This window comes from Streptomyces sp. NPDC060366, assembly GCF_042725135.1.
GTDB lineage: Bacteria > Actinomycetota > Actinomycetes > Streptomycetales > Streptomycetaceae > Streptomyces.
Genome location: NZ_JBHXDC010000005.1, coordinates 239,906 through 266,905 on the forward strand (window position 1 = coordinate 239,906; position 27,000 = coordinate 266,905).

Genomic DNA, 27,000 nt, shown 5'->3' on the forward strand with positions numbered 1-27,000 from the left:
CCCCCTACGGGAGACTCAAGTCCGACCGGGAGGCTCAGCTCCCCAGTACGTACGCCTGGATGGCCGTCACCGCCGCGCCGCGTGCCCACAGGGCGAAGTCCACCGGCCGTACGTCGAGCGCGACTTCCTCCGCGCGCGGATCCCGGTCGTGCGCGAGGCCCTCACGCAGCGCCTCACGGGCCACCTCCGCGAGCCGTACCCCCTCGCCGGTCAGGACGATCTCCGTGGTGAGGGTCAGGTTCGCGACGGCGGCGATCAGCCGGCCCAGCGCCCGTCCGGAGGCCATGACCAGCGGCCGGGCCACCGGGTCGCCGGCCGCCGCCAGATCGAGGCACTCGTCGTAACCGACCTCCCGCCGCAGTCCGACCGACGCGGCGGCGGACACGGAGGCCATCGACAGCACGGCGGTGGCGCAGCCGCGATGTCCTCGTGGGCACAGGGGCCCCAGGGGATCGAGCGGGAAGTGTCCGAGGAGGCCGACCCCAGCGTCCGGGCTGTCCACGACGCGGTCGTGCACGACGAGTCCGTAGCCGATACCGGCCCCGACGGTGAGGACCGCGAACCGGTCCCGGCCGCGTGCGGCGCCGAACCAGTGCTCGGCGCGGGTGAGCGCGAGCAGGTCGTTGTCGACGGCCGTGGGCATCCCGAGCGCGTCGGAGAGCATGGCCCCGAGCGGCACGGCGTCGTCCCACTCCAGGAACGGCGCCTCGACGACCGTGGCGCGGTCGGCCACTCGACCGCCCAGGCTGACGCCGGCGGCGGTGATGTGCGGTGTTTCCGGGGCGAGTTCGGCGACGAGTCCGGCCGTCAGTGAGCGCAGGACGGCGACGACCGAGGCCGGGTCGCGGCCCGGCAGGTCGGCCCGCGCCGAGGCGACGACCTCGGCGCGGAGCGTGGTCAGTACCGCGTGCGCGTCCTCGTGGGTGATCTTGACGCCGATGAAGTGGTGCGCGTCGGCGACGACGTCGAGCGGGCGCGTGGGCCGGCCGGCCCGCGACTCGTGACCCGCGCGCGGCTCTTGGCCGGTACCCGCCTCGACGAGGAGCCCGCTGTCCAGGAGCGGCTTCGCCAGCCGGGTGAGGCTGCCCGCGGACAGGTCGAGCCGGCGGGCGAGTTCACTGCGGGACAGTGGGCCGTGGAGCAGCACTTCCAGGGCGACGGCGTGGGTAGCTCCCGAGAGGGGGGTCCACGGCGCTGGAGTCACGTGCAAGGGAGTGCCTTCCGCGGGGAGTCCGCCCGACAACTGTTCCGGCCATCCTGCCAGTCCACTCCGTTTACTTCCATACCGGAAACAAACATGGCCCGATGGGCGGATTTTCGCCATACGCATGACGTGAGGGAGACCTATTGACGGGCAGAAACTTCCGCCGCGAAACTAAGGGACCACAGCGCGACGACACAGAGGCCCCACCGGCACCGATGGACGATGGACGACCCGAGGAGCCCATATGCCCACCGGTCACTCCCGTGACTACCTCCACCTGCGTGCCGCCGGTACCAGCCTGGTCCTCAACTGCACCGGTGACCGGCTGCCCCGGGTGGTCCACTGGGGCGACGACCTCGGAAACCCCGGCGGGACCGGGCCCGCCGAACTCGCCGAGCTGGCCACCGCGAGCGCCGCCCGGCAGATGACCAACACCCTCGACCTGCCCGTCCCGCTCTCGCTCCTGCCGGAGCACTCGGCGGGCTGGCTCGGTACGCCGGGTCTCACCGGCCACCGCGACGGCGCCGACTTCTCGGCGGCCTTCACCGTCCGCTCCATCCGTACCGTGCGTACGCCCGACCTTCTCCAGGCGCACCAGATCACCGTCGACGCCGTTGACGAACACGCGCGTCTGGGCCTGGTGTTGGAGATCGAGCTGACCGCCTCCGGGCTCGTGCGGCAGCGTGCCACCGTCACCAACCGCGACACCGGCGAGCGGCCGTACACCCTCGACGGTCTGCTGCTCGCCCTCCCCGTGCCCGCCCACGCCACCGAACTCCTCGACCTCACCGGCCGGCATCTGCGCGAACGCAGCCCGCAGCGGCACGAGTTCACGCTGGGTACGCACCTCAGGGAGAACCGCAGGGGCCGCACGGGCACCGACGCGACGCTGCTGCATCTCGCGGGCGAGAGCGGTTTCGGTTTCCGTACGGGCGAGGTCTGGGGCGTGCACGTGGCCTGGAGCGGCAACCACCGCACCCTCGCCGAACGCACCCCCGCCGGGGTGTCACTGCTCGGCGGCGGCGAGACCCTGCTCTCGGGCGAAGTCCTGCTGGCCGGGGGCCAGTCGTACACGAGCCCGTGGCTCGTCGGATCGTACGGCCGCGGACTCGACGAGCTGGCCGGGCGCTTCCACCAGCACCTGCGCGCCAGGACCCGCCATCCACGACGGCCCCGGCCGGTCACCCTCAACACCTGGGAGGCCGTCTACTTCCAGCAGGACATCGACACGCTCAAGGCGCTGGCGGACGCCGCCGCCGAGGTGGGCGCCGAGCGGTTCGTCCTGGACGACGGGTGGTTCAAGGGCCGCAGGCACGACCGCGCGGGACTCGGCGACTGGTACGTGGACGAGACCGTCTGGCCCGAGGGGCTGGGGCCGCTGGTCGGCCATGTCCGTTCTCTGGGACTGGAGTTCGGGCTGTGGGTCGAGCCCGAGATGGTCAATCCCGACTCCGATCTCGCCCGCGCGCACCCCGAGTGGATCCTCGCGACGGGCGGGCGGCTCCCGCCCGAGTCCCGTCAGCAGCAGGTGCTCGACCTCGGCCACGCCGGAGCCTACGACTATCTGCTGGAACGGCTCGACGCGCTGGTGGGCGAGTACGACATCGACTACCTCAAGTGGGATCACAACCGGGATCTGGTCGAGGCCGGACACAGTCCGACGGGCGCCGCCGGTGTGCACAGGCAGACGGCCGCGGCGTACCGGCTGCTGGACGAGCTGCGCGCCCGGCACCCCGGTCTGGAGATCGAGTCCTGCTCGTCCGGCGGAGGCAGGGTCGACCTCGGCATCCTGGAGCGCACCGACCGCGTCTGGACCAGCGACTGCATCGACGCGCTGGAACGGCAGCAAATACAGTGCTGGACAGGGCTGTTGCTGCCGCCGGAGCTGCTCGGGACCCATGTCGGCTCGCCCGTCGCGCACACCACCGGACGCGCCCACACCCTCGACTTCCGGGCCGGGACCGCCCTCTTCGGGCACTTCGGCATCGAGTGGGATCTCACCGCGGCCGACGCGGGCGAGCGCGCCCGGCTCGCCGAGTGGGTAGCCGCGTACAAGGAACTGCGACCGCTGCTGCACACCGGCACGGTGGTCCGCGGCGACCATCCCGATCCGGCGCTGGGGGTGCACGGCGTGGTGGCGGCCGACCGCTCGCACGCGCTGTACGCCCTCGTCCAGACGGCGACGAGCGTGATGTCCCCGGCGGGCCCCGTACGGCTGCCCGGACTCGACCCGGACGCCCGCTACCAGGTTCGGCCCCGCCGGCCCGGCGACCGGCCCGAGGGACCCCACCGGTCCGATCCCCTCTGGTGGGAGCGCCCGGCGGGCGTGGAGCTGACGGGCCGGATGCTGGCGGTCGCCGGGGTACGGGCGCCCACACTCTTCCCGGAACGTCTCGTGCTCGTGGAGGCGCGCAGACTCTGACCACCGCCACCGCCACCGCCACCGGTCCGCGATCACACGAGGTTCAGGCACATGAGCAGCAACTCCCCTTCCCCGGACGCCTGGTGGAAGTCCGCCGTCGTGTACCAGATCTATCCGCGCAGCTTCGCCGACTCCGACGGCGACGGCGTCGGGGACCTGCGCGGCATCATCGGCCGGCTGGACCATCTCGCCGCCCTAGGCGTCGACGTCCTGTGGCTGTCGCCGGTGTACCCCTCCCCGCAGGACGACAACGGCTACGACATCAGCGACTACCAGGACATCGATCCGGCCTTCGGCACGCTCGCGGATTTCGACGACCTGCTCGCCGCCGTCCACGCGCGCTCCATGAGGCTGGTCATGGACCTCGTCGTCAACCACACCTCCGACGAACACCCGTGGTTCACCGAGTCACGGCAGGGACCGGACAGCCCCAGGCGCGACTGGTACTGGTGGCGGCCCGGCCGGGACGGCGCCGAACCCGGCACCCCGGGCGCCGAGCCCAACAACTGGCGCTCCTTCTTCTCCGGCCCCGCCTGGGAGTACGACGAGCCCGGCGACGCGTACTACCTGCACCTCTTCTCCCGGAAGCAGCCCGATCTCAACTGGGAGAATCCCGAGGTCCGCGCGGCCGTCCACCGGATGATGAACTGGTGGCTCGACCGGGGCGTCGACGGCTTCCGGATGGATGTCATCAACCTGATCTCGAAGGACCCGGCGCTGGCCGACCGCACCCACCACGGCGCGGGGCCGCGCATCCACGAATTCCTCCAGGAGATGCACCGCGAGGTCTTCGCGGGGCGCCCCGAACGGCTGCTCACCGTGGGCGAGATGCCGGGCGTCACCGTCGAGGAGGCCAGACTCTTCACCGATCCGGCGCGCGCCGAGGTGGACATGGTCTTCCAGTTCGAGCACGTCGGACTCGACCACGGCGACGGCAAGTTCGACGTACGGCCGCTGAAGCTGCTCGATCTGAAGGCGTCCCTCGGCCGCTGGCAGGACGCCCTCGGCGAGAAGGGCTGGAACAGCCTCTACTGGAACAACCACGACCAGCCGCGTGTCGTCTCCCGCTTCGGCGACGACGGGCCCGGCCACCGGGTCAGGTCCGCGACGATGCTCGCCACCGTCCTGCATCTGCACCGAGGCACGCCGTACGTCTACCAGGGCGAGGAACTGGGCATGACCAACGCCCCGTTCACCTCCATCGACGACTTCCGCGACATCGAATCCCTCAACCACTACGCGGAGGCGGTCGACGGGGGCGCCGACCCGGCGCGTGTCCTGGCGGGGCTGCGGGCGATGGGACGTGACAACGCCCGTACGCCCATGCAGTGGGACGCCTCCCCGCACGCCGGGTTCACCACCGGCACCCCGTGGATCCCGGTCCATCCGAACCACACCGAGGTCAACGCGGCGGCGGCGTACGAGGATCCGTCGTCCGTCTTCCACCACTACCGCCGGCTGATCGCGCTCCGGCACTCCGAACCGGCCGTGGCGCACGGTGACTTCACCATGCTGCTGCCCAACGACCCACGGGTGTACGCCTTCACGCGACGGCTGGCGGCGGCGGACGGTACGGCGACCGAGCTGCTGGTCCTCGGCAACTTCACCGCGGAGGTGGCCGAGGTCGAGCTGCCGGACGACGGCTGGCGGGACGCCGAGCTGCTGATCGGTAACGTCCCGGAGTCCGGTCCGCTCGGCACGACGCTCACGCTCGCCCCCTGGGAGGCACGGGTCCACCGCCGCCGTCGGATACGTCCGCGGGACTGACGGGCGGCGCCTCCTCGGGGAAGGCTCGGCGCACGAACGAGGCGATGTGGTGGTGCAGCGCGTCCCCGGCGGCCGTCGCGTCCCCGGCGACCGCGAGCCGCAGGATCTCGCGGTGCTCGGCCGCCTCCCGTTCCCAGGTCGGGACGGCCGCCCACGCCACGGTGGACACGAGGGCGGCCTGGTCGCGGATCTCGTCCAGCATCCGGGCGAGGAGCGGGTTGCCGCAGGGCAGATAGAGCGCCCGGTGGAAGTCGCGGTTGGCGAGCGACCTGTCCGCCCGGTCGGCCGCCGACTCGGCCCGGTCCAGGGCCTCCTGGGCCGCGTCGAGCCCGGCCCGCCGGCTCACCGAGCGGCGCAGCGCCTCCGGTTCGAGCAGCAGGCGTACGTCGTACACCTCCCGCGCCATGGCCGCGTCGACATGCCGTACGACGGCGCCCTTGTACTGGCTCATGACGACGAGTCCGGTGCCGGCGAGCGTCTTGAGCGCTTCGCGTACGGGGGTCTTGGACACGCCGAACTGGGCGGCGAGTTCGGCTTCGACCAGCGCCTGTCCCGGTGGGAGCCGCGCCGTGAGGATGGCGTGCTTGATCGCCTCCAGCACGTACTGGGTGCGGGACGGTATCGGGGTGGGCGTAAAGGTCATGTCTCATATATGACGTACGAAGTACGACGCGTCAACGCCGTTGACGGAAGCCATGCACAAAAATAGGTCGGCCCCAGGAGATCGGATCCCCCGGGGCCAACTCGGCCGTACCGCAGGTCGCTTACGGCCCGTCAGTCGGAGCCGTCGGTGCGAACGCTATGTCCCGACGGTGAAGGTGTCGATGTCGAACAGGGAGCCGGCCCCACCGGTGAAGCTGAGGAACACCGGTCCGGTGGGTGTGCCCGACAGTGCGGTGGACACGGTACGGAAGGTCTCCCAGCCACCGGTGTTCGGCACCGCGACCGTGCCGAGGACCGGTCCGGTCGCCGAGCCCGAGCGGATCGTCACGGTACCTCCGGCACCGGCCGACGAGACCTTCGCGGAGAAGGTCTTCGCACCGGTGAGGGACGCCTGGGAGTAGCCGGCCCAGTCGCCGTTCTCGATGTAGCCGAGGGTCCGGCCGCCGCTCGCCGGGGCGTGGTCGGCGGGCTGGACTCCCTGCCCGGATGTGTAGGACTCCCCTTCGTAGGTGGCCGACTGGGGCGGTGTGGTACCGCCCAGCTCCTTGATCCGGATGTTGCGGAAGGACACGTCGTCACCGGTGCCGTGGTTCTGGATCCCGATGTGCCCCTGCTTCAGGGACCGCACCGGGTCGGTGTTGGTGAAGTCGTTGATCCGTACGCCGTTGAGGAAGACCTGGAGCCGCTCCCCCTCCACCCGGATCTCGTAGGTGTTCCAACTCCCCGGAGGATTGAGGGCGTTGTCGCGTGCCGCGATGTCCGCCGCCTTGAAGCCGTAGACGGACCCGGTGGTCCGGTCGGCCGCGTCGGTGGCGTCGATCTGGATCTCGTAGCCCTGGTTCACCGACGTGTTGACGTCGTCGGAGGCCGGGAAGCCCACGAAGACACCGGAGTTGTCGTCCCCGGCCATGCGCCAGTCCAGCTTGAGGGAGTACGAGGCGTACTCCTTCGCCCGGTACCAGTACAGGCCCATGCCGCCCTGCGCGTTCAGCGTGGCGTCGGTGTTGGTGAAGCTGCCCGGTCCGGCCTGGGACCAGCCGGTGGTCGAACCGTTGTAGAGCGTGGTGTAGCCGGTCTCCGCACGGCAGTCGGCCTTGGCGAAGCCCGCCGCGTAACGGATGCCGCCGAGCAGCAGGGAGCGGAACGCGGGGTCGGCGTACGACTCCTGGGTGTGGCCGAGTCCGGTGTAGAAGGACCGGCCGTTGCCCTGCGGGTGGCACCAGGTGATCGGGTGGTCGCCGCTCATCTCCCCGCCGCTGTAGCTGGACTCGTCCAGGCTCTGGAGGACGCGGACCTGCGGGCGGGGATTGGTGCGGTAGTTGTACCACTCGTCCGTACGGGACCAGGTCTGGCCCAGGTGGGAGGTGGCCGCGTGCGACCGGTCCTCGGTCTTCACCGTGGCCCGCTGGGTCGCCGGGTGGCTCTTGAACCAGGCGCCGACGAGCTGTTCGTACTGCGGCCACTCGTACTCGGTGTCGGCCGCCGCGTGGACGCCGAAGTAGCCGCCGCCACCGTCCACGTACCCCTGGAGCGCTGACTGCTGACTGGCATTCAGCACGTCGCCGGTCGTGGAGAGGAAGACGACGGCCTTGAAGCCGGCCAGGTTCGACGGGGTGAAGGCGTTGCTGTCCTCGGTGGCGGTGACGGTGAAGTTGTTGGCCGCGCCGAGGTCGCGGATGGTCTGGGTGCCGACCGGGATGGAGTCGTGACGGAAGCCCGCCGTCTTGGAGAAGACGAGGACCTTGTACGCGGGATCGGCGGCCTGGGCCGCCGTGGCCGGTGCCAGGAGTGACGCGGCGAGGCCGAGGGTGAGGGCGAAGGCCGCCGCGGCGGTCTTCGGCAGCGTGCGGAGCTGACGGAGCATCATCGTCTCCTTGACTCGCGTCACTTGGTGAGAGTGAGGGTGTCGATGTCGAACAGGGAGCCGGCCCCACCGGTGAAGGTGAGGAACAGCGCCCCGGACGATCCGGTACCGGTCAGCGCGGTGGAGACGTTCTGGAAGGTCTCCCAGCCACCGGTGTTGGGGACTGCGACGGTGCCGAGGACGGCGCCGGTGGCGGAGCCCGAGCGGATCGTCACGGTACCGCCGGCGCCGGCCGAGGAGACCTTCGCGGAGAAGGTCTTGGTCCCGGCCGTCGGGACGGAGGCGTACCCCGCCCAGTCGCCGTTCTCGATGTAGCCGAGGGTCTTGCCGCCGCTCGCCGGAGCGTGGTCGGCGGCCTGGACCCCCTGTCCCGAGCTGAAGGACTCGCCCTCGACGGTCTGGCTCGAGCCGCCGCTGCCGGTGGTGAAGGTGAAGGCATCGACGTCGAAGAGATTGCCCTGGCCGGTCACGCCCTTGAAGACCAGGAACAACTCCGTCGACGCGGCCGGTGCGTTGGCGACGTTCGCCGATACGTCGACGAAGTTCTCCCAGCCGCCGGTCGGGGCCACGGCCACCGAGCTGAGCAGCGTGCCGGTCGCGGATCCGGCGCGTACCTCCAGGGTGCCGCCGACGCCGCCGGAGGCGACCCGTGCGGTGAACCGGGTGGCGTTGGAGACGTTGTACGGCTTGAAGGAGACCCAGTCGTTGTTGTCGGTGAAGCCGACGGTGCTGCCGCCCTCGGCGTTGCCGTGCGCGGCGACCTGGATGCCGGACTGTGCGCCGAAGTGCTCGGCCTGCCGGTGCCGGGGCTGGAGGATACGGGCGCTGTGCGTGGTCAGTCCGGCGCCGTCGGTGTACTCGGCGTCGAAGACTCCGTAGATGTTGGCCGCGCTGTCGTGCTCGCCGTCGGCAGGCACGTTCAGGTTGCCGGAGCAGCCGGTGGCCTGGGTGATCTGGTGCCGGTGCTCGTCGTGGCCGAGCAGATAGGTGACCTTGACCTTGGAGCAGTCGATGGTCCCGTCCTCCGGGTCGCTGACGGTGACCTGGAAGGGCACGGTGTCACCGAAGGAGAACAGCTGGCCGTCCTTGGGGGTCTGGAGGGTCACGGTCGGCGCGGTGTTGCCCGCCGTGACGACCAGGCTCGCCGTACCGGTCAGTCCTTCCGGGTCCCGCACGGTCAGCGTCGGCCGGAAGGTTCCGTTGGTGGTGTAGGTGTGGCTGGGGTTGGCGGCCGTGGAGGTGGTGCCGTCGCCGAAGTTCCACGAGTACGTGAGGGCCTTGCCCTCGGGGTCCGCGCTGCCTGCCGAGGAGAACGCGACGGTCAGCGGGGTGGGTCCGGACACCTTGTCCGCGGCCGCCTTGGCGACCGGGTTGCGGTTGGCGCCCGCGAGGTACTCGACGCGGTAGAGGGCCTGGTTGTTGCCGCCGGTGCCGTAGTCGAGGACGTACAACGCCCCGTCGGGGCCGAACGCCTGGTCCATGACCTGCGTACCGGTCCACGGGAATGCCTCGATGACGCCCGGAGTGCCGTCGGACTTGACCTCGATGGCCTTGATCCACTTGCGGCCGTACTCACCGGCGAAGAAGCGGCCGTCGAGCGACTGCGGGAACTTCACGCTGGAGTTGAGGTTGGGGTCGTAGCGGTACACGGGGCCGCCCATGGGCGACTCGGAGCCGCCGCCGAACTCGGGCGGGGAGCCCGCGTCGCCGCCGTACTTGATCCAGCTCGACTTGGCGGCGGGCAGGGTCGCCAGCCCGGTGTTGCGGAACGAATTGTTCGCGGGCGCGGCGCAGTTGTACTTGGCCGCGGACGGGCCGCTCGGGAAGGTGAACTCGCTGTACGTCTCGGCAGCCGTGTTCGTGCCGGTGCAGTACGGCCAGCCGTAGTTGCCGGGTCCGGTGATGCGGTTGAACTCGACCTGGCCGCTGGGGCCCCGGCTCGCGTTGGTGACTCCGGCGTCCGGGCCGTAGTCGCCGAGGTAGACGATGCCGGTGGCCTTGTCGACGGACATCCGGAACGGGTTGCGGAAGCCCATCGCGTAGATCTCGGGGCGGGTCCGCGCGGTGCCGGGGGCGAAGAGGTTGCCGGAGGGCACGGTGTAACCGCCGGCCGCGGTCGGCTTGATCCGCAGGACCTTGCCACGCAGGTCGTTGGTGTTACCGGAGGAGCGCTGAGCGTCGAACTGCGGGTTGCGGTCGGTGCGTTCGTCGATGGGCGAGTAGCCCGAGGACTCGAACGGGTTCGTGTCGTCGCCCGTGGTCAGGTAGAGGTTGCCCTGCGCGTCGAAGTCGATGTCACCGCCGACGTGGCAGCACTGGCCGCGGTCGTTGGGGACTTCGAGCACGACCTTCTCGCTGGCCAGGTCGAGTGTGTTGTCGGCCTTGAGCGTGAAGCGCGAGAGGTTGAGATGGCCCTTCCACGGCTCGAAGGCCGCGGCGCTGCCGGTGACGGGCGCGTCGCCGCCCGGCGTGTTGAGCTTGGGCGAGTAGTACAGGTACAGATACCGGTTGCTCTGGAAGTTGGGGTCGGCGGCTATCCCCTGGAGGCCTTCCTCGTCATGGGTGTAGACGTCGAGCTTGCCCGCCGACTTGGTGTTGCCGGCGGCGTCCGTGTAGCGGACCGTTCCGTCCCTCGCCGTGTGCACGACGGCCCGGTCGGGCAGTACGGCGAGTGACATCGCCTCACCCAACTCGGCTGAGCCCAGCGCGAGTTGTACCTGCTGATAGTCGCCCGCCGGAATGGCGGCAGGGGCGGCGGGTGCTGCCTCGTGGCCGGGGTGACCGGGGTGGGCGGCGGCGGTGGGAACGCTGATCGCGCCGCCACCCACCACCAGACCCAGCACCGCGAGCCACCTCAGCCACTTCTGTCTCGGGCGCGGCCGTCCTGAGAGTCCTGACATCGAGCTTCCTTCCTTACCTGATCCAAGGGGAGCGAGGCAGGCGGAAGCGCGGGCGAGCGCGCCACCGTGTCTCACTCAGGGAGGAACCTGCCGACCGGGTGATGTCCCGTCACCCGATGAGCAGCCGTGCGTCCGTGCAAGGGCATGTGATGCGGCACCGAACATTCGCGAGAAACCCGCGAGAGTTTTGCATGCTGGCAACGGGATCATAATTTGTCAAGAGTCTATCCAAATAGCTGTGACCTGCTACTGCGCCGACGGGGCGCCAGGGGCGGTCCGGCCGAGGAGTCAAGGCCGTTGATGGTCAGGCAGGATTGCGTTCGCACACTGAACAAATGCCGCAGGACGGGGCGGCTGCGGACGGGCGCGGCTACGGACGGTTCGCGTCGCGCTCCTGGCGAAGTCTGGCGAGCGCGCTGCGCGTTCTCGCTGTGCTCTCGTCGTCGCCGCCCGGACCCCGTGACCAAACCTCCAGCACCGCCTCGTACTCGGCCTCCGCCTCGTCGTATCGCCCGAGGCCACGCAGCGAGGCCGCGAGGTTGTGCCGAGTCAAGAGTGTGAGGTGGGCTTCATCGCCGAGCACACGCTTCCGGCATTCCCACGTGGCGCGGTTCTCCGATTCCGCTTCCTCGAACCGGCGCAACTTGTTGAGTGTGAAACCCAGTTGGTGGCGGGCAGTCAGCGTCTTGCGGGCGTCCGGACCTTCCAAATCCGTATAACGGTCCAGTAGCACCCGATACTGCTTCTCGGCCTCTTCGGACCGACCGCGATCGTTCAGGAATCCCGCGAGGTTCAATCGTGTGAGCAGGGTGTCTTGGTGGTCAGCGCCAAGAAGGCGGCTCTGCGTCTCCAGAACGCGCAGAAACTCGGCCTCGGCCTCGTCGTGGCGGCCCACGTCACCGACACACCTTGCCCAATCGCCGCACGCGGACAGCACCGTCGCGTGGTCTGCACCGAGGATGCGGGCCCGGTCATCGGCCACCTTTCGGTACTCCGATCCCGCTTCGTCGTACCGTTTCAGAAACCCGAGTGTATGGGCCAGTTGGTATCTCGTGCTGAGACTGCTGAGCTCGGTACTGGCGGAGTGCTCTTTGCCCGCCAGGACAGCGCGGTACTCCGTCTCCGCTTCCGAATGCCGATTCAAGTTGTTCAAGTACGCGGCACGAGCACTCCGCACCCGGAGTGTTCGCACGTGGTGGTTTCCGAACACCCGAACGCTGCTGTGAACCACTCGACGCATCTCGGCCTCGGCCTCCGCCGACCGTTCAAGGTCATTGAGCAGTCGGGCAAGATCCTCCTGGCCGGAAATGGTGGTGGGGTGATCCGGACCCAGCACGGACACACAGGCAGCGACCAGTGCACGCACTTCTGGCTCTGCTTCTTCATGCCGGCCCAGAATTCGCAGGACGCGTGTGAGACCGGACCGGGCGGACAACGCCTCTTGGTTATCGGGACCTCGCAAGCGAGCGCGGCTGTCAACAACGCTTCGATACTCGGCCTCGGCCTCCTCGGCCCGACCGACGCGCTCAAGCCCGAAGGCCAGCCACTCCTGAGCCCTCAGGGTCGCCAGATGCTCCGAGCCCAGAGCCTGCAGACGGCCCTCGTAGGCGACCTGAAACTGGGCCAGCGCCTCCTCGTGTCTCTCCTGACTGTTGAGAACGTGCCCCAGCGCCAGCCTCTCCTGCAGGACCGACTCCGGATCGGCACTCTCTCGTCGGGCATACAGCTCCACCAGATCCCGACGCTCCGCCTCGGCTTCCTCGTACCGACCCGCGTTCTGCAGCAGGCTGGCAAGGTAGTCGCGGGCAAAGAGTGTGTAGTTGTGTTCCGCGCCATGGACGCGCGCCGAGACTTCCACGACTCGGCGCAAGTGCTCAGCCGCTTCGTCGTGATCACCCAGCCGATTCAGAGCCAGCGCCAGATGACCTCGCAGATTGCGGGTCTCCAGATCCTCTTCGACGAGGCCGGCGAGCTGTTCCCGTACGACGGTCCGCAGTAGGTCTACCTCACCTCGCAAGTTGGCGGCCTCGAGCAGGACGGCCAATTCCTGCACTGTGGATACGCCCTTCCAACCGGACAGCGGATCCCTCTCATCCGTTGTCGCCAAGACCGTCGCAGCTTCCGACCGCACCGCGCCGGGCAAGTTCTCGTCCGCCTCGAAGCGTCGCAGCACCCGGATCAGCGGCGGCAGAACACGGTCCGAGGCACGTACCAACCCGGACGTGCCCTCCCCGCCTTCCGGTGCGGTCTCCCCGGGCTGCGCCAGACCCAGCCGGTGCAGGAGTTCCGGCGAGGCCGCCGCGAACGGCCGTGCCTGGTCCGAGACCGTGGACACGCCCCCGCCCACGCCGGTGACACGGGCCCTGAAGTCGGGTCCCGCGCCCTGGCGTTGCCTCAGGAACGCGGTCACCAGGTCCACCGTGTCCACGGCTTCGTCCGTGCGGACCGTGTCGAGGAGGAGGTCCGCCACTCCAGAGTGGAACTCGTACTCCCCCGGTGCGTGGTCCCGCTGGCTCAGCAGGCCGCCCAGGAACACTTCGGCGAGCTGAGCCGGGTGAAAGTTGACGGAGTGGTCACCGCTCGCCTGGTGGACCAGGCGCATCACCGGCAGCGTCAGGGGAAATACGGAGGCGAGGCGACCGGCAAGACGCCGGCCCTCGGGGGACGCACCTTCGTAGAAGCCGCGGACACGCTCCTCGGGACCGGGTCGGACGTGTTCCTCAGGACTCGGTGAGAGCTGCGCCTCGGCCACGGGCAGAGGCAATCGCGAAGGCGCCGGCAGGAACATCACCGGGAGCTCCGCGCTGCCCTTCTCATTCCCGACGAGCCCCGCCCACGCGCCCATCTGCTCCCCCGTCAGTTCCAGCAGGGGGATCGGCACCCCGCTGTACGGCGGCCGGAGACCCGGCGGCAGCAGCGGATGCGACACGGACAGGGCCCGGTTCGGCGCGGCGCGGCGGCCGGTGTGGAGCAGGAGACGTTCGGCGGGCATGCTCGACTCGGGCCACATGCGCGGCGGCAGCGGTTGCACCACCGCCACCGGTGCGCGCCGCGCCCAGTGCGCCAGCAGCCGCTGGACGGCTCCGGTGCCCCAGCCGGGACCAACGCCGTCCGAGAGAACAAGCACCGCCGTACGCCCGGACGGGTCGGCCATGTGTCCGTACGAGCGCCGGGGAGCACCGGGCGCGAACGGCTGCGCGCGAAGGATCAGGTTCTCCGCTTCGGAGCTGTCCAGGCCGAACGTGCGGACCTCACGGAATGTCCCCTGATGTTCGAGCACACTGCGCAGCTCAGCGGCGAGCTGGCGCCACAGCACCATGGACGGGCCGTCGTCCACGACCAGGGCGATGCTCAGCCAGCGTTCCTGTTCGGGGCGCAGCACGGCGTCCGGCAGACCGGTCTCGGCGATCCAGTCGGCACTGGCGGCCTCGTCCAGCCGGAACAGTCGTCGGGAAGGGACGCGTTGGCGCAGCGGTCGCAGGGCCCGGCTCAGGGAACGTGGCGAGGGGAGGGCGCGTACGCCGCGTATGTCGACGGTCCGCGCGGGCGTCACGGAGGTCCCGGTCCGTGGACCGGCGGCGACGTACAGCCCCGCGGGTGCCTTGCCCTTCTGCTCGAGTGAGGTCTCCTCGTCGTCCGTCGCGGTGTCGTCGTCGGGGACCGGGAGGATCTCGGTCCCCGATCCGGTCTCCACCGGCGGTTCGGATTCGCCGTCCGGTGCCGGGCCGGCGCCGGGCCCGCCGGTCACCTTTGCGGCCAGCCACAGGACATCGAGCAACTCATGGGTGGACAGCTCGACTCCGGCGTCCTCCAGAACCGCCCTCAGCCGGTGGATCATCTACGCGCCCACTTCGTCCAGGGAGCGCAGGACCGTCTCGTGGAGAGTCTCGTAGCTCATCGCCACTCCGGTCGACCGCAGATGGACGGCGTTCAGCAGTTGATCGGTGGCGAGTTCGAGCGCCCGGTTGTCCCGGAGGTCGAGGAACTCGGTGATGAGGCGTTCCGCTTCGGGGGTGAGCGCGCCCAGGTGCATGGTGACGATCTCGCGGAGCTGTTCCTCGCTGGGTTGCTTGATGTCGAGGCGTACGCAGCGCCGGAGGAAGGCCGGTGGGAACTCCCGTTCGCCGTTGCTGGTGATGACGACGACGGGGAAGGTACGGCAGCCGACCGTGCCGTCGGTGACGGTGACCTTCTCGTCGGAACCCGTGACACGGACGGGGACCCCGGTACTGCCCTTCAGCCGGGACAACTCGGGGATCTCGTAGCTGCCTTCTTCGAAGACGGTGAGGAGATCGTTCGGGAGGTCGACGTCGCCCTTGTCGAGTTCGTCGATGAGCAGCACGCGTGGCTTGTCGTGGGGCAGCAGCGCGGTGCCGAGCGCACCGAGGCGCAGATAGTCGCCGATGTCCGGCTCGGCGTCCTCGCCTCGTTGCATGGAGGCGTCACGGAGGCGGCCCACGGCGTCGTACCGGTAGAGGCCGTCGGCGAGGGTGGTGCGGCTGTTGACCGGCCAGTGCAGGACTTCCCCGAGGCGCAGTTCACGGGCGACGGCGCGCGCGAGCGTGGATTTGCCCGTGCCGGGCTTGCCGGTGACGAGCAGCGGCCGGTGCAGATGCAGCGCGGTGTTGACCACGTCACGGTCACCGTCGGCGATGACGTACGGGAACGGTGCCTCGGCGGGTTCGGGCGCCGCACGGTCGCCGAAACGCCGCCAGGGCGGAGGCTCGGGCCAGGTCACGTCGTGAGGTTTCCCGCCACCGCGGAACACCCCCCAGCCTTCGGTCGTCATTCGATGCTCCTCACAGTGGGGCGGACAGGGCGAGTGGGCGCGGCAGAGGAAGGTCCGGGTCGTCCCAGAGCATGGCGAGGTGTCTGCCCTGGCGGTCCGCCGCGGGGTCGCTGCCGCAGCGGAACTCACGGAGCCTGTGCGGCAGCGAGGGCAACTCACCGTCCCGGAGGACCGACTTGAGCTGGCTCGTGACGGTCCGAAGCTCCTCGCCGCGATGCCACACCAGCACCGGAATGCCGCTGTAGACACACACCGCGAACATCCGGGCGCGGGGGCGGGCGCGGGCCGGGACGGTCATGACCACACCGGGGGCGCTCGCCCGCTCCGACAGGGTCCGGTACAGATGTTCCTCGCCGAGGCCGTCGGGGAGCCAGTGCAGATCGTGGGTGGTCGACGCCGCGACCCGGTCCCACCGCCGCCGGTGGTTGGGCACGACGGGGTTCGGGCGCTCGTCGGCGGGACGCACCACCACGGGATAGTCCACGCCCAACGGGTGTTCCAGCGGGGTGCCGTTGGTGATGCCCCAGCGGTGCACGTCCAGGTCGAGGTCCGAGTACGGCAGGAAGAACTCGACGAGTGTCTCGTGCACCCGCCCGTTCTCGACCAGCAGCCGGTCCAGTCCGAGCCGTATTTCCGCCGGGAGGCTCGGTGTGTCCACCTTGACCAGGGACGTGGCGCTCCGGCCCGCGCGCGCCGACCACACCTGGTAGGTACGCCGCTGGTCTGTGCCGGTCTGCGGGGAGAGCTGGATCTGGATGCGGTGGTCGAAAGGGGTGGCGGCCGGGCTGATCGCGTCCGCGCGTTCCTCGGCGTACGTGCGCCAGGTGAGCAGGGCGTCCCTGGGGGTGTCGCTGCGTTCCGCGCACCGGTCCGACCATGCCCGTAAGGCGCCCCGGCCGGGCTCCGGGACTGCGGCGGCGGTCCGTTCGACCACGCGCAGCAGTTGGCGCGGGCTCGGCGGCCGGGGCGGCAGGAGCTGTTCCAGACCGTCCACGACCGTTTGTACGGTGTCGGTGTCGATACGCAACCCGGGCAGCTCGTGGCGGGCCGCGCGCACGAAGGTCTCCAGGAGAGGGGACTCGTTCTCTCCCAGAAGTTCTGCCAGTTCGTCGTACTCGGAGCGAAGTAACCACTCGCCGGGGCGCGTCTTCAGCGCTCCTCTGCGGGCGTCCTCCAGGGACGTCCCGCCCCGGGTCGACTCGGCGAGGACGTGGAGCAGCGTGGTGATTCCGTGGTGTGTGCCGAGGGCCTGGCCGACGAGATCACGGGCCGTCGGCGCGTCCTCGGAGGTGGGTGTGGCGCCGAGTTCCTCGGCCAGCCGCGCCCCGCAGGCGGCGGCCGCTCCTGGAGTGCAGTCGATCAGCGCGGTGACAGCGAGGAAGAGCTGCTGCTCGTCGGGGCCGAGGAGCGGCAGAGGGGCGAAGGTGAACTCGTGGCTGTCACCTGCCCAGTTGCGTACCGACACGGTGGGGATCTGCTGAGCCGTGCCGGCGTCGCGCCGCCGTTCGAACTCGTCCCTGACCCGGCCCCAGACCGCTTCGAGATCCGGTCCGGTGTCGCTCCGGCCCTCCGTGGCCAGCTCATCGAGCAGCACACGGGTGAACAGGCCTTCGCCCGCACGGTTCTTGGCCAGTCCACCTGGTTCGCAGGCGTGCATGGCGAAGACCTGTCGGGCCTTTTGGAACGTCGTGGTTCCCAGGAGCCGGTCGGGATCGGCCGCGTGCATCTGGGCCTGTACGGACAGGGGTTGCCGGCACGCGTCGATGACCACGGAGACTCTTCGGAAGTCGCGAGGGTCGAGCCTGTCCGACTGGAGCAGGTCCACCAGGTCTCCCGCGTCAAGGCCGATCAGGTCGTTGCTCCGGGCCTCCGGGTAGAGCAGACTCCACTGGCTGCCCTTGGCCTGAACTCCGTGACCGGCCCAGTAGACCCACAGCCAGTCGCCGGCGAGTGCGGCGAGCCTGTGTCTGAACAGGTTTCGGACGGTGGTCTGGTTGACCTGGTCGTACGTGCCGAGCCCGACCGCTTCGAGCAGGTGCTTGTTCTCCGGCCGGGGGGACGCCAGCAGTTGGACGTTCTCCCGTGGCACTCCCTGGCCCATGAGCCAGGTGATCATGTTCGCGGCGTCCCGTGCCGGTCCGTCCAGGCACCAGTCCCCGCCTTCCGCGTACTGCTCGACCGCGACGACCAGCGCGTGCGTACGGCTCCAGTCGGGCCCGCGCGCCGTCACGGCAGCTCCTTGGCGAGCCAGTCGTAGAGCTTGCGGTGGGCGAAGTACGCGGAGTGGGACCAGGGGAACGGCTGACGGGTGTCCACGCGGTGGTCCACGGCCCTGCCCGGGAAGACCTTGGAGGCGACGAATCCGAGCAGATCCCGTTCGTCGTAGACGTTCAGCCAGCGGGGGAAGGAGTCAGGCAGCGGCTCGCCGCGGCGCAGGCCGGTCAACGCGTCCATCTCGTAGAGGAAGGGCGCCTGCGAGCCGACGGTGACCAGCAGATCCACCTTCAGCGAGGGCTCCATGGCGAGGAGGTCCACGCACGCGATGCCGCCGAGGCTGTGAGCGATCAGTACCACCGGGCGGTCGGGGGCGGCGGCGCGGGTACGCCGCACGGTGTCGGCGATACGGGAGCGCAGTTCGGCCCCACGGGCCTGGTAGCGCAGGATGTCGCCGGTCGCCGGGACGGCCTTGCCGGTCATACCGCGGCGGTATCTGACGGCCAGCTCCGAGTGGTCCCAGAACAGGATTTGAAGTGCCTGGCCGCCGAGCCACTTCGCCGAGGTCCCGACACGGCCGAAGGCCCGGTCGGTGCCGCCGAGCAGTTCGGCGAGCTGCTCGGCGAGGGCGTCGCGTTCCGCGCCGTCCACGGGCAGCGGATCGTCGTCCCCTTCGGCGTCGTCCGCCAGGTTCAGGACGACGGCCGTGACCGCCCTGGCCGTGAGCGCGTTCACGCCACCGTCCTGGGGCGAGCCGGCTGGGAGCAGTACGAGTTCGGACGCGACCCGGTCCAGGGCCTGGTGGAGATACGGGGCCAGGTCGGGGGACACGTCCAAGCTCTCGGTGGGAAGCGTCCGGACCCTCTGCGCGAAGACCTCCCACGGGTCCCGCTGTCCCGGCACGAACCCGGCCGCACCGGTCCCGCCCGCCTCCGCTTCGGCCGCGTACGCCCGGAGTTCGGCGAGCGGGGCGGCGAGCAGGACGGCCCAGAGCGCCGTGGGGTCGTCCGCCGGGGGTTCGTCGAGCACGCCGCGGTTCTTGTCCCGTACGGGGATGGACGCACCGTCCAGACCCAGAGAAGCACCGCAGGTGTCACCCCAGTAGCAACGGACCATCTCGGCCTCGGGCCGGGCCCGGGCCATGCCGCGGGAGACCCGGGTGAACGACTTTTCGTAGGACTCGATCCGGACGCCCGTGCCGTGCACGAAAACGACGCTCGTCACCCTGGTACCCCCGCCTGTCCCACCCACAGTCCGTGTGCAGAACTGTACGACCAGTCGGGGGTCTTGACTGACAAATCAGCCGAATCACACGTCTTGCGACGAAGGGATTCGCCGGGCGGTCCGCGAGTGCGGACCGCCCGGTGATCAGGCCGGACGCCGGTCCGCCGTCTTCTCCAGTCTCAGCAGGTCGTGCGGCGTGATTCCCGAGGCCGTCGAGACGTCTTCGACGGCCTCGCCCCGGCGCACGGCGAGTACCGCCTCGATCTCCACATCGGCGCGTGCGGCGTCCATGGCCGCCTCGGCGTCACGCAGTCGCCGCACGGCAAGTTCGAGGTTCGGCAGATCCATACCGGAATGCTCGCACACGCTCACCCGGCCCACGGGTTGTCGACGGACCAGGTCGTGTCCTCCGTGAACGACGCCGCGTTGTCGAAGGCGCGCGGACCGCCCCGAGTCGCCATCCACACCTCCGAGTTGATGTGCCGCAGATAGCCGCCGGGCATGTTGTACGCGGCCAGCCGCACTCCCCCGGTGGCGGGCAGCGCGCAGAACGTGGCGTCGGCCCGGAAGAGCGCCGAGCCGTCACCCGCCTCCTTGTACACGCGGAACTCGCGGTGCCGCAGATACTGGCCGGGGTAGTTGCGGGACTCGAAGGAGTAGCAGCCGCTGCCCGCGAGGCCGGGGACGATCTTCCAGGTGGCGTCGTTCTTCAGAAGGCTGTCGCTGTTCGCGTCGACGGGCGCGGTGAACGCGAGTCCGTCCTGGTGGCGCAGGTACTTGCCGGTGTGGCCGGGTGTGGTCACCCGTAGCGACTTGTTCTGGCCGGTGGGCAGTGTGACCGGTGGCGGCGGGTTGCGTGAGGCGTCGACGAGGGCGAGGTTGGCGGCCCTGACGCGGGCCGCGTCGACCTTGACCACCTGCCGGTCGTACGTCAGCAGGCCGTTGGCCTCGTTCTCGACGTCGGTGATCTCGGTGTAGACGGACGCGGAGAGACCGCTGGGCATCTGGTTCTCGCGGATGGTGTCGATGAGCCCGACGAAGCGGTTGTTCAACGCGGCGACGCTCGCCTGGTCCTCGTAGCTGAAGCCGCCGCCCGGGTACCACTCGTGCCCCGGCACCTTCCAGCCGAGCCCGCCGAACTCGCCGAGGACGGCAGCGCGGGTGGCCGTCGGTGTCGTGGTGCCGGGACCGACGTAGATGTGGTTGTCGATGACGTCACCGTTGCCGCCGTCGACGGAGCCGCAGCAGTTGACGCCGCTCATGTTGTTGACGAGGCGGGACGGGTCGTACGCCTTGACCTCGTTCGCGATCCGGGCCTGGTCGTACTGGCCCCAGCCCTCGTTCTGGTTGACCCACATGACCAGGGACGGCGAGCTGCGGTGCTGGTCGATGATCCGGTCGTACTCCGCCTCCCACTGCACGCGCGCCGCGCTGTCCGGTGTCCGGGTGTCCATCGACGGCATGTCCTGCCACACCAGCAGCCCGAGCCGGTCGGCCCAGTAGAACCAGCGCTGCGGCTCCACCTTGATGTGTTTGCGGACCATGTTGAAGCCGAGGTCCTTGTGCTTCTGGAGGTCGTAGCGCAGCGCCTCGTCACTGGGGGCGGTATAGATGCCGTCCGGCCAGTAGCCCTGGTCGAGCGTGCCGGTCTGGAAGACGAACTTGCCGTTGAGCAGCGGGCGTTGAACGCCTCCCACCTTGCCGACGGAGATGGAGCGCATACCGGTGTAGCTGCCGACCGAGTCGACGGTCGTGCCACCGGTACCCGACAGCAGATCGGTCCTGATGTCGTAGAGGAACGGGTCCTCGGGGGTCCAGAGGTGCGGGTTCGGGATCGCCACCGAGAACTGGCTGTTCACGGGGCCGGTAGCGGTGACCACGGTCGTACCGCCGGAGGAGACCGTCACTCTGGCGGTGTGGCCGGAGATGCCTGCGCCCCGGACAGTGACCTTCAGCGTGTTGTCGGAGAGGCTGGGCACCATGTCGAGCCGGGTGATGTGGGCGGAGGCGGTGGGCTCCAGCCAGACGGTCTGCCAGATTCCGGAGGCGGCCGTGTAGAAGATGCCTCCGCCGGGATGCGGCGTGACGTCGTTGATCCGCTGTTTGCCCACGGCCTGGCCGCCGGTCTGGGAGGGATCGAAGACGGAGACGACGACGGTGTTGGTGCCCGTGGTCAGCTGCGGCGTGATGTCGTAGGAGAAGGCGTCGAATCCGCCACTGTGGGCGGCGCCCGCCTGCCGGCCGTTGACCCAGACCGTGGTCTGCCAGTCGCTCGCCCCGAAGTTCAGCTGGACGCGGCGGCCGTCCCAGTTCGCCGGCACGGTGAAGTTCCGCTTGTACCAGAGCTTGTCGCCCTGGGTGATTTTTCGCTGGATGCCGGAGAGGGCCGACTCGGCGACGAACGGGACCCTGATCTGCTCGGGGAACGCGGCGGGCTGCCCGGCGTTCGCACCGGTGACCGCGAAATCCCAGATGCCGTTGAGGTTGAGCCAGTCGGGGCGCGTGAGCTGGGGGCGGGGATACTCCGGCAGCGGGTTGTCGACCGGGACCTGGTTGGTCCACGGGGTGGTCATGGGGGACGGCTTGGGCTGCCAGGCGGCGGCCTTCGCCTCGGCGGGGCCGCCGGCCACCACCAGGCTCGCGCACATGAGCAGCAGTGCGCCGAGCCAGGCGGTCACGCGGTTCCGCGCGCGGCGGGCGCCCGCCGGATGTTGCCGGGTGGCTGTGGGGGTGGGGCGTCGCAGCGAGATGTACGGGACGTACGAGGCGTGCATGGTCGATTGCCCTCCTCGGTCATACGGGCGAGGACGGTGCTGGTGCGGCCCGTAGGCATCTTTTACATCGTTGGAAGTGGGCTGTACACCCTCCCGGCACGGGCCTGTTCCGCCGGGCTGCGCGGTGGCGCGGCAGGCGTGATGATGACACTGCCCGTCGCACCAATCCGTCCCACTCGCCTCTCGCACGCGCCCGTCGCACTCGTCCGTCGCACTCGTCCGTCGCACTCGTCCGCGAGCCGCCGCTCGCCCGGCAACGATCCGGTCACCGGTCAGCCGCCACCCGCAAACCACAAGGAGGACCACCCATGAGCGCCATCCCCGAAGACCCGGCGGTCGCCGCGTTCATCTCGGCGATCAACGGGGGGAACCGGGACGCCTTCTTCGCCGTCCTGGCACCGGACGCCACCATGTCCGACGACGGAAGCGAACGTGACCTCGCGGCCTGGGTGGACAAGGAGATCTTCTCCGCCGACGGCCGGATGGACGTCGAGACCGCCTCCGACGAGGGCCGCGCCCTGACAGCGGCGTTCACCAACTCGACGTACGGCACGATGCGGACGCGCTGGGCCTTCACGGTCACCGACGGCCGTATCAGCCGCTTCGAGACGGGCCAGGCGTAGAGCCCGTCCTCTTCACGCCGGACGACGCACCGGTGGTGCGAAGCGGCCGGGCCGCCCGACGCCGACGAGGGCTGCGACGCCACTGGCCACCGTCCACTGACGTCTGTTTCCACCTCAACCGTCGCCGAGGTCGAGGGATCGCCCCACGGATCGATGAGTCCGGGAAGACTTCCGAGTCACCACTGGGTCACTACCGACAGGGGGAGATCACTCCCCGCACGGTGAAGAGGAGAATCCGATGCGCCGACCGACACCCCACACCGCGCTGCGAAGGCTGGACGGTCTCGTGGGCGAATGGGACATGTGGGCCGCCGGACACCGAGCGGGCCCGGTCCGGACCGAGTTCGCCTGGCTGGAGGGCGGAACCCTGCTGGTCCAGCGCGCGGACGCGGGGCCCGGGACGGCGCTTCCGCCCGAGTGGCAGGGACACGCGCCCTTCCCCACGACGACGGTCACCGGCTACGACGACACGGCCGACGAGTTCACGACGCTGTACGCCGACGGCCGGGGGGTCGCGCGTGTCTACCGTACGAGCCTGACCGCCGGCGTATGGAAGCAGTGGCGCGCGGCACCCGGCTTCCACCAGCGGTTCGCCGCCACCTTCGACGAGGACGGCGAGACGATCACGGGCGGCTGGGAGCGGTCGGACGACGGCGAGCTCTGGGTGGCCGACTTCGACGTGACGTACGTCCGGCCCGGCGTTCGGCCCCGGCCCCGGACGGGCTGACACCACCCCTCCGGCGCCGAGGCGGGGCACGGTCAGGAGCCGAGCGCGTGTCCGGTCGTGGCGTCGACGTGGTCCGGGACCTCGTCGTGCCGGTCCCCGACCGTCGACGTCCCGGACGGCTCGAACATCAGGATCGCCGCGCGGGACGGGGCGTACGGCTTGTGCTCCGTACCGCGCGGAACGGTGAAGACCGCGCCCCGCGGCAGCGTGACCGTGCGCTCACCCGCGGGCTCGCGCAACGAGATGCGGAGCTCTCCTTCGAGTACCAGGAAGAACTCGTCCGTGTCCTCGTGGACGTGCCAGACATGCTCGCCCTCGACCTTGGCGACGCGCACGTCGTAGTCGTTGACGCGGGTCACGATACGAGGGCTCCACAGGGCGTCGAAGGAGGCCAGCGCCTTGTCGAGGGGGATGGGGCTGTTGGGTTCGCTGCTCATGGACCCATGGTCGTCCGATCCGCGCATCCGACGTGAGTGCTAGTAAGTGCATATGGCGCAAGAATCCTCGCACGGTCCCGACCGCGGCCTCCACCGGGTCGTCGTGATCGTGGACGAGAACTCCAACCCCTTCGAACTCGGCTGCGCGACGGAGATCTTCGGCCTGCGCAGGCCCGAGATCGGTCGTGAACTGTACGACTTCCGCCTCTGCTCCCCCGAGCCGAGCACCCTGATGCGGGACGGGTTCTTCACGCTCACGGGCGTGGCCGAGCTGGCGGTGGCCGACACGGCGGACACATTGATCGTCCCCAACCGGCCCGACGTCGAGGTGCCCCGCCGCACGGCCGTACTCGACGCCGTCCGCCGCGCCCACGCGCGCGGCGCGCGCCTCGTCGGCTTCTGCAGCGGGGCGTTCACCATGGCCGAGGCGGGGGTGCTCGACGGGCGCCGGGCCACCGCGCACTGGCAGTGGGCGGATGCCTTCCGGGCGCGCTTCCCCTCCGTACGGCTCGAATCGGACGTGCTGTTCGTCGACGACGGCGACATCCTGACGGCGGCCGGGAGCGCCGCCGCGCTGGACCTCGGACTGCATGTGGTCCGCCGTGACCACGGCGCCGAGATCGCCAACTCCGTCAGTCGGCGGCTGGTCTTCGCGGCCCACCGGGACGGTGGGCAAAGGCAGTTCGTGGAGCGTCCGGTGCCCGACCTGCCCGACGAGTCGCTGGCGCCCGTCCTGGCCTGGGCGCAGGAGCGGCTGGACGCCCCTCTCACGGTGGCCGACCTCGCGGCGCGCGCGTCGGTCAGTCCCGCGACGCTGCACCGCCGCTTCCAGGCCCAGCTCGGCACGACGCCGCTGGCGTGGCTCACCGGTGAACGGGTGGCCCTCGCCTGCCGGTTGATCGAGCGGGGCGAGTCACGCTTCGAGCTGGTCGCGCGGCGCAGCGGGCTCGGCACGGCGACGAATCTGCGTACGCTCGTCCGCCGCGAGACCGGCCTGACGCCGTCGGCCTACCAACGCCGGTTCGGCCCGGGGCCGAGCTGATGGCGCCGGGCGCGGTGACCGGAGCGGGTGAACGTGTCCGGTCACCGGCCCGGCCGGTGGGTGGTGTCCTCAATCGCCGGACGGGCTTGAAATGCCCGCCGGACGGGCTGCGTGTGCAGCCGTTCGGCGATTCAGGACTAGGTCCTGTCCGGCACTCCGTCCCCCATCAGTCCCCAGTGACGGCACGGCGTCGCCCTCACCGGTCCGCTTCGGTGTCACCGCCAGTCCCGCCGCCATCGTCGCCGCCGTCTCCGTCGCTGGTGAGCAGCGACGCGATCAGCTCCGCGAACTCGTCGGGCGCCATCACGCGCGTACCGAGCTGTTCGGCCTTCTCCCGCTTGGATCCGGCGTTCTCCCCCGCGACCAGGAGCGAGGTGCGCTTGGAGACGCTGGAGGACGACTTGCCGCCGGCCCGCTCGATCAGTTCGTTCATCTGGTTGCGTGAGAGATTCTCCAGCGGTCCCGTCATGGCGCCCGTGACCACCACGGTCATTCCGTCCAACGGACCGGCTTCCGCGGCCGATTCGCCGTCCTCGGAGGCCGTCGGGTCGTCGGACGGCGGCGTCGCGCCGGGCTCGGTCATGTTGACCCCGGCGGCGCGCAGCTTCTCTATGAGGTCCGCCAGCTCGGCCAGTTCCGCCACGATCGTCGGAGCCTTCTCCACACCGATCCCGTCGACGCGCTGCATGGCCTCCGCGTCCGCGGCGCACAGCACGTCCATGGACGCGAAGTGGCGTGCGATCCGGCGGGACATGGAGCGTCCGGTGCCGCGCACCCCGAGCGCGGCGAGCACGCGGGACAGCGGCTGCGCCTTGGCCCGTTCGATCGCGGCCAGGAGATTGTCCGTGCTGGTCTCGCCCATCCGGTCGAGGCCGAGGATCTGCTCGCGGGTGAGCGTGAACAGATCGCCGATGTCCGCGATGAGTCCCGAGTCCACGAGCTGGACGACGCGGGTCGCGCCCAGGCCCTCGATGTCGAACTGGTCGCGCCCCGCCGCGTACGAGATGGACGCCACGACATGGCAGTTACGGCCCCGCACACAGCGCCAGCGCTGCTCCGACTTGTCGATGTCGGAGCCGCACTGCGGACACACCTCGGGGAACACGATCGCCTTCTCGTCCCCGGTGCGCAGATGCGCCACGGGCGCCTCCACGCGGGGGATGATGTCGCCCGCCTTGTACACCATCACGTGGTCGCCGATCCGCAGGTCACGGCGGGTGATGTCGTTCGGGTTGTGGAGCGTGGCGTAGGTGACGGTCGACCCGTCGATCTCGACCGGTTCCAGGACGGCACGGGGCGCGATGGTGCCCGTACGGCCGACGTTCCACTCCACGTCCAGCAGCCGTGTCACCTTCTCGACCGCCGGAAGCTTCCAGGCGATGGCCCAGCGGGGCGCGCGGGAGCCCGATCCCGCCGACAGTTGGTCGGCCGCCGCGTCGGCCTTGATGACGATGCCGTCGATGCCGAACGGCAGCTCCGGGCGGAGCGCGCCGATCTCCTCCACCCGCACACGCACGGCCTCGGCGTCGGTCACCGTCCGGGGCGGAACGGTCGTGCCCGCCGTCGTGAGCACACCGAGGCCCGCCACGAGCGCGAGCACCTCGCTGTGCGGCAGTCCGGTGAGCGAGGTGGCCAGGTCGTCGCCGGACTCGGTGAGGGGCAGGGCCGCGTACGCGAAGAACGTCATCTCCACCTGGTACGGACGGTCCTTGGCCCGGACGCTGCCGGCGGCGGCGCTGCGGGGATTGGCGAACGGGGTCCCGCCGTGGCTCGTACGGAGCGTGTTGGCCTGCTCGAACTGCTCGGTGGTCATGAGGACTTCGCCCCGCACTTCGAGCGTGACGGGCTCGGCGAGCCGGTCGGGCAGGCCCGCGATCATCCCGATCGCGTGCGAGACGTCCTCGCCCGCCAGCCCGTCCCCGCGCGTGATCAGCCGGGCCAGCCGACCCGTCTCGTACCGGGCGGCGACGGCCAGACCGTCCAGCTTCGGCTCGACGCTCCAGCGCTCGACCGGCCGCCCGATCCGCCGCTCCACGGACGCGGCCCAGGTGGTGAACTCGTCTCCGCCGAAAACGTTGTCCAGGGACAGCATCGGCACCGTGTGCGGTACGTCCCCGACCACCGCGCCGCCCGCGACCTTTCCGCTGGGCGAGTCGGCCGAGATCTCGTCCGGATGGGCTTCCTCGTAGGCGGCTATGCCCCGCACCATGCGGTCGTAGGCGTCGTCGTCGAGAGCGCTCTCGCCCGACGCGTAGTAGGCAGCGGCGGCCTTCGTCGCGGTCTCCACCGCGACGGCGTAGGCGGCTGCGTCGACAAGAACGGCTGCGGGTGTCGTCATGCGTCTCATCTT

At 70.1% G+C, this 27,000-nt stretch carries 17 protein-coding genes; 5 read left to right on the forward strand and 12 right to left on the reverse strand.

Annotation, left to right across the window (positions count from 1 at the left end; translation table 11 throughout):
* Window positions 1–34 precede the first annotated feature (34 nt).
* Window positions 35–1,204, reverse strand: coding sequence for an ROK family protein (locus ACFWHU_RS15950; protein ID WP_387225285.1), 1,170 nt, complete (start codon window positions 1,202–1,204; stop codon window positions 35–37).
* A 244-nt stretch (window positions 1,205–1,448) separates the two neighbouring features.
* Between ACFWHU_RS15950 and ACFWHU_RS15955 the strand changes: the two genes are divergently transcribed.
* Window positions 1,449–3,626: an alpha-galactosidase gene (locus ACFWHU_RS15955; RefSeq protein ID WP_387225286.1), complete on the forward strand. Its 2,178-nt coding sequence runs from the start codon at window positions 1,449–1,451 to the stop codon at window positions 3,624–3,626.
* Between the two features lie 51 nt (window positions 3,627–3,677).
* Window positions 3,678–5,393: an alpha-glucosidase gene (locus ACFWHU_RS15960; RefSeq protein WP_387225287.1), complete on the forward strand. Its 1,716-nt coding sequence runs from the start codon at window positions 3,678–3,680 to the stop codon at window positions 5,391–5,393.
* On the opposite strand, the gene ACFWHU_RS15965 is transcribed toward ACFWHU_RS15960, so the two are convergent.
* The 9 genes from ACFWHU_RS15965 to ACFWHU_RS16005 form a co-directional block, all read right to left on the reverse strand.
* Complete coding sequence (locus tag ACFWHU_RS15965; RefSeq protein ID WP_385798814.1) at window positions 5,332–6,036, reverse strand: GntR family transcriptional regulator; 705 nt, start codon at window positions 6,034–6,036, stop codon at window positions 5,332–5,334. The genes ACFWHU_RS15960 and ACFWHU_RS15965 overlap by 62 nt on opposite strands.
* Window positions 6,037–6,192: 156 nt before the next feature.
* Window positions 6,193–7,920, reverse strand: coding sequence for a ThuA domain-containing protein (locus ACFWHU_RS15970; RefSeq protein WP_387225402.1), 1,728 nt, complete (start codon window positions 7,918–7,920; stop codon window positions 6,193–6,195).
* 20 nt (window positions 7,921–7,940) lie between these two features.
* Window positions 7,941–10,820 carry a carbohydrate-binding protein gene (locus ACFWHU_RS15975; protein ID WP_387225288.1) on the reverse strand — a complete coding sequence of 960 codons (2,880 nt, stop codon included), beginning with the start codon at window positions 10,818–10,820 and terminating at the stop codon, window positions 7,941–7,943.
* Between the two features lie 370 nt (window positions 10,821–11,190).
* Window positions 11,191–14,658, reverse strand: a complete 3,468-nt coding sequence (locus tag ACFWHU_RS15980; RefSeq protein WP_387225289.1) for an SAV_2336 N-terminal domain-related protein — start codon at window positions 14,656–14,658, stop codon at window positions 11,191–11,193.
* Entirely contained in the window at window positions 14,659–15,609 is a 951-nt protein-coding gene (locus ACFWHU_RS15985) for an AAA family ATPase (RefSeq protein ID WP_385798808.1), read from the reverse strand.
* A 10-nt stretch (window positions 15,610–15,619) separates the two neighbouring features.
* Window positions 15,620–17,839, reverse strand: coding sequence for a caspase family protein (locus ACFWHU_RS15990; protein ID WP_387225290.1), 2,220 nt, complete (start codon window positions 17,837–17,839; stop codon window positions 15,620–15,622).
* The gene (locus tag ACFWHU_RS15995) at window positions 17,836–19,047 is read right to left on the reverse strand and encodes a hypothetical protein (RefSeq protein ID WP_387225291.1); all 1,212 of its coding nucleotides are present in this window, start codon (window positions 19,045–19,047) and stop codon (window positions 17,836–17,838) included. Before ACFWHU_RS15995 ends, ACFWHU_RS15990 begins: the two co-directional genes overlap by 4 nt.
* A gap of 144 nt (window positions 19,048–19,191) precedes the next feature.
* A complete protein-coding gene (locus tag ACFWHU_RS16000; RefSeq protein ID WP_385798803.1) occupies window positions 19,192–19,395 on the reverse strand; it encodes a hypothetical protein in 204 nt (67 codons plus the stop codon).
* A 20-nt stretch (window positions 19,396–19,415) separates the two neighbouring features.
* A complete protein-coding gene (locus tag ACFWHU_RS16005; RefSeq protein ID WP_387225403.1) occupies window positions 19,416–21,695 on the reverse strand; it encodes an AbfB domain-containing protein in 2,280 nt (759 codons plus the stop codon).
* A 434-nt stretch (window positions 21,696–22,129) separates the two neighbouring features.
* On the opposite strand from ACFWHU_RS16005, the gene ACFWHU_RS16010 reads away from it, so the two are divergent.
* Both ACFWHU_RS16010 and ACFWHU_RS16015 read left to right on the forward strand, forming a co-directional pair.
* Entirely contained in the window at window positions 22,130–22,444 is a 315-nt protein-coding gene (locus ACFWHU_RS16010) for a nuclear transport factor 2 family protein (RefSeq protein WP_387225292.1), read from the forward strand.
* A gap of 238 nt (window positions 22,445–22,682) precedes the next feature.
* Window positions 22,683–23,171, forward strand: coding sequence for a hypothetical protein (locus ACFWHU_RS16015; protein WP_385798800.1), 489 nt, complete (start codon window positions 22,683–22,685; stop codon window positions 23,169–23,171).
* Between the two features lie 32 nt (window positions 23,172–23,203).
* On the opposite strand, the gene ACFWHU_RS16020 is transcribed toward ACFWHU_RS16015, so the two are convergent.
* On the reverse strand, window positions 23,204–23,608 hold the full coding sequence (locus ACFWHU_RS16020) for a cupin domain-containing protein (protein ID WP_385798798.1): 405 nt from the start codon (window positions 23,606–23,608) through the stop codon (window positions 23,204–23,206).
* 52 nt (window positions 23,609–23,660) lie between these two features.
* On the opposite strand from ACFWHU_RS16020, the gene ACFWHU_RS16025 reads away from it, so the two are divergent.
* Window positions 23,661–24,650, forward strand: coding sequence for a GlxA family transcriptional regulator (locus tag ACFWHU_RS16025; RefSeq protein ID WP_385798796.1), 990 nt, complete (start codon window positions 23,661–23,663; stop codon window positions 24,648–24,650).
* Between the two features lie 196 nt (window positions 24,651–24,846).
* Here ACFWHU_RS16025 and ligA read toward each other — a convergent pair whose 3' ends face one another.
* Window positions 24,847–26,997, reverse strand: coding sequence for an NAD-dependent DNA ligase LigA (gene ligA / locus ACFWHU_RS16030; protein ID WP_387225293.1), 2,151 nt, complete (start codon window positions 26,995–26,997; stop codon window positions 24,847–24,849).
* Window positions 26,998–27,000 lie beyond the last annotated feature (3 nt).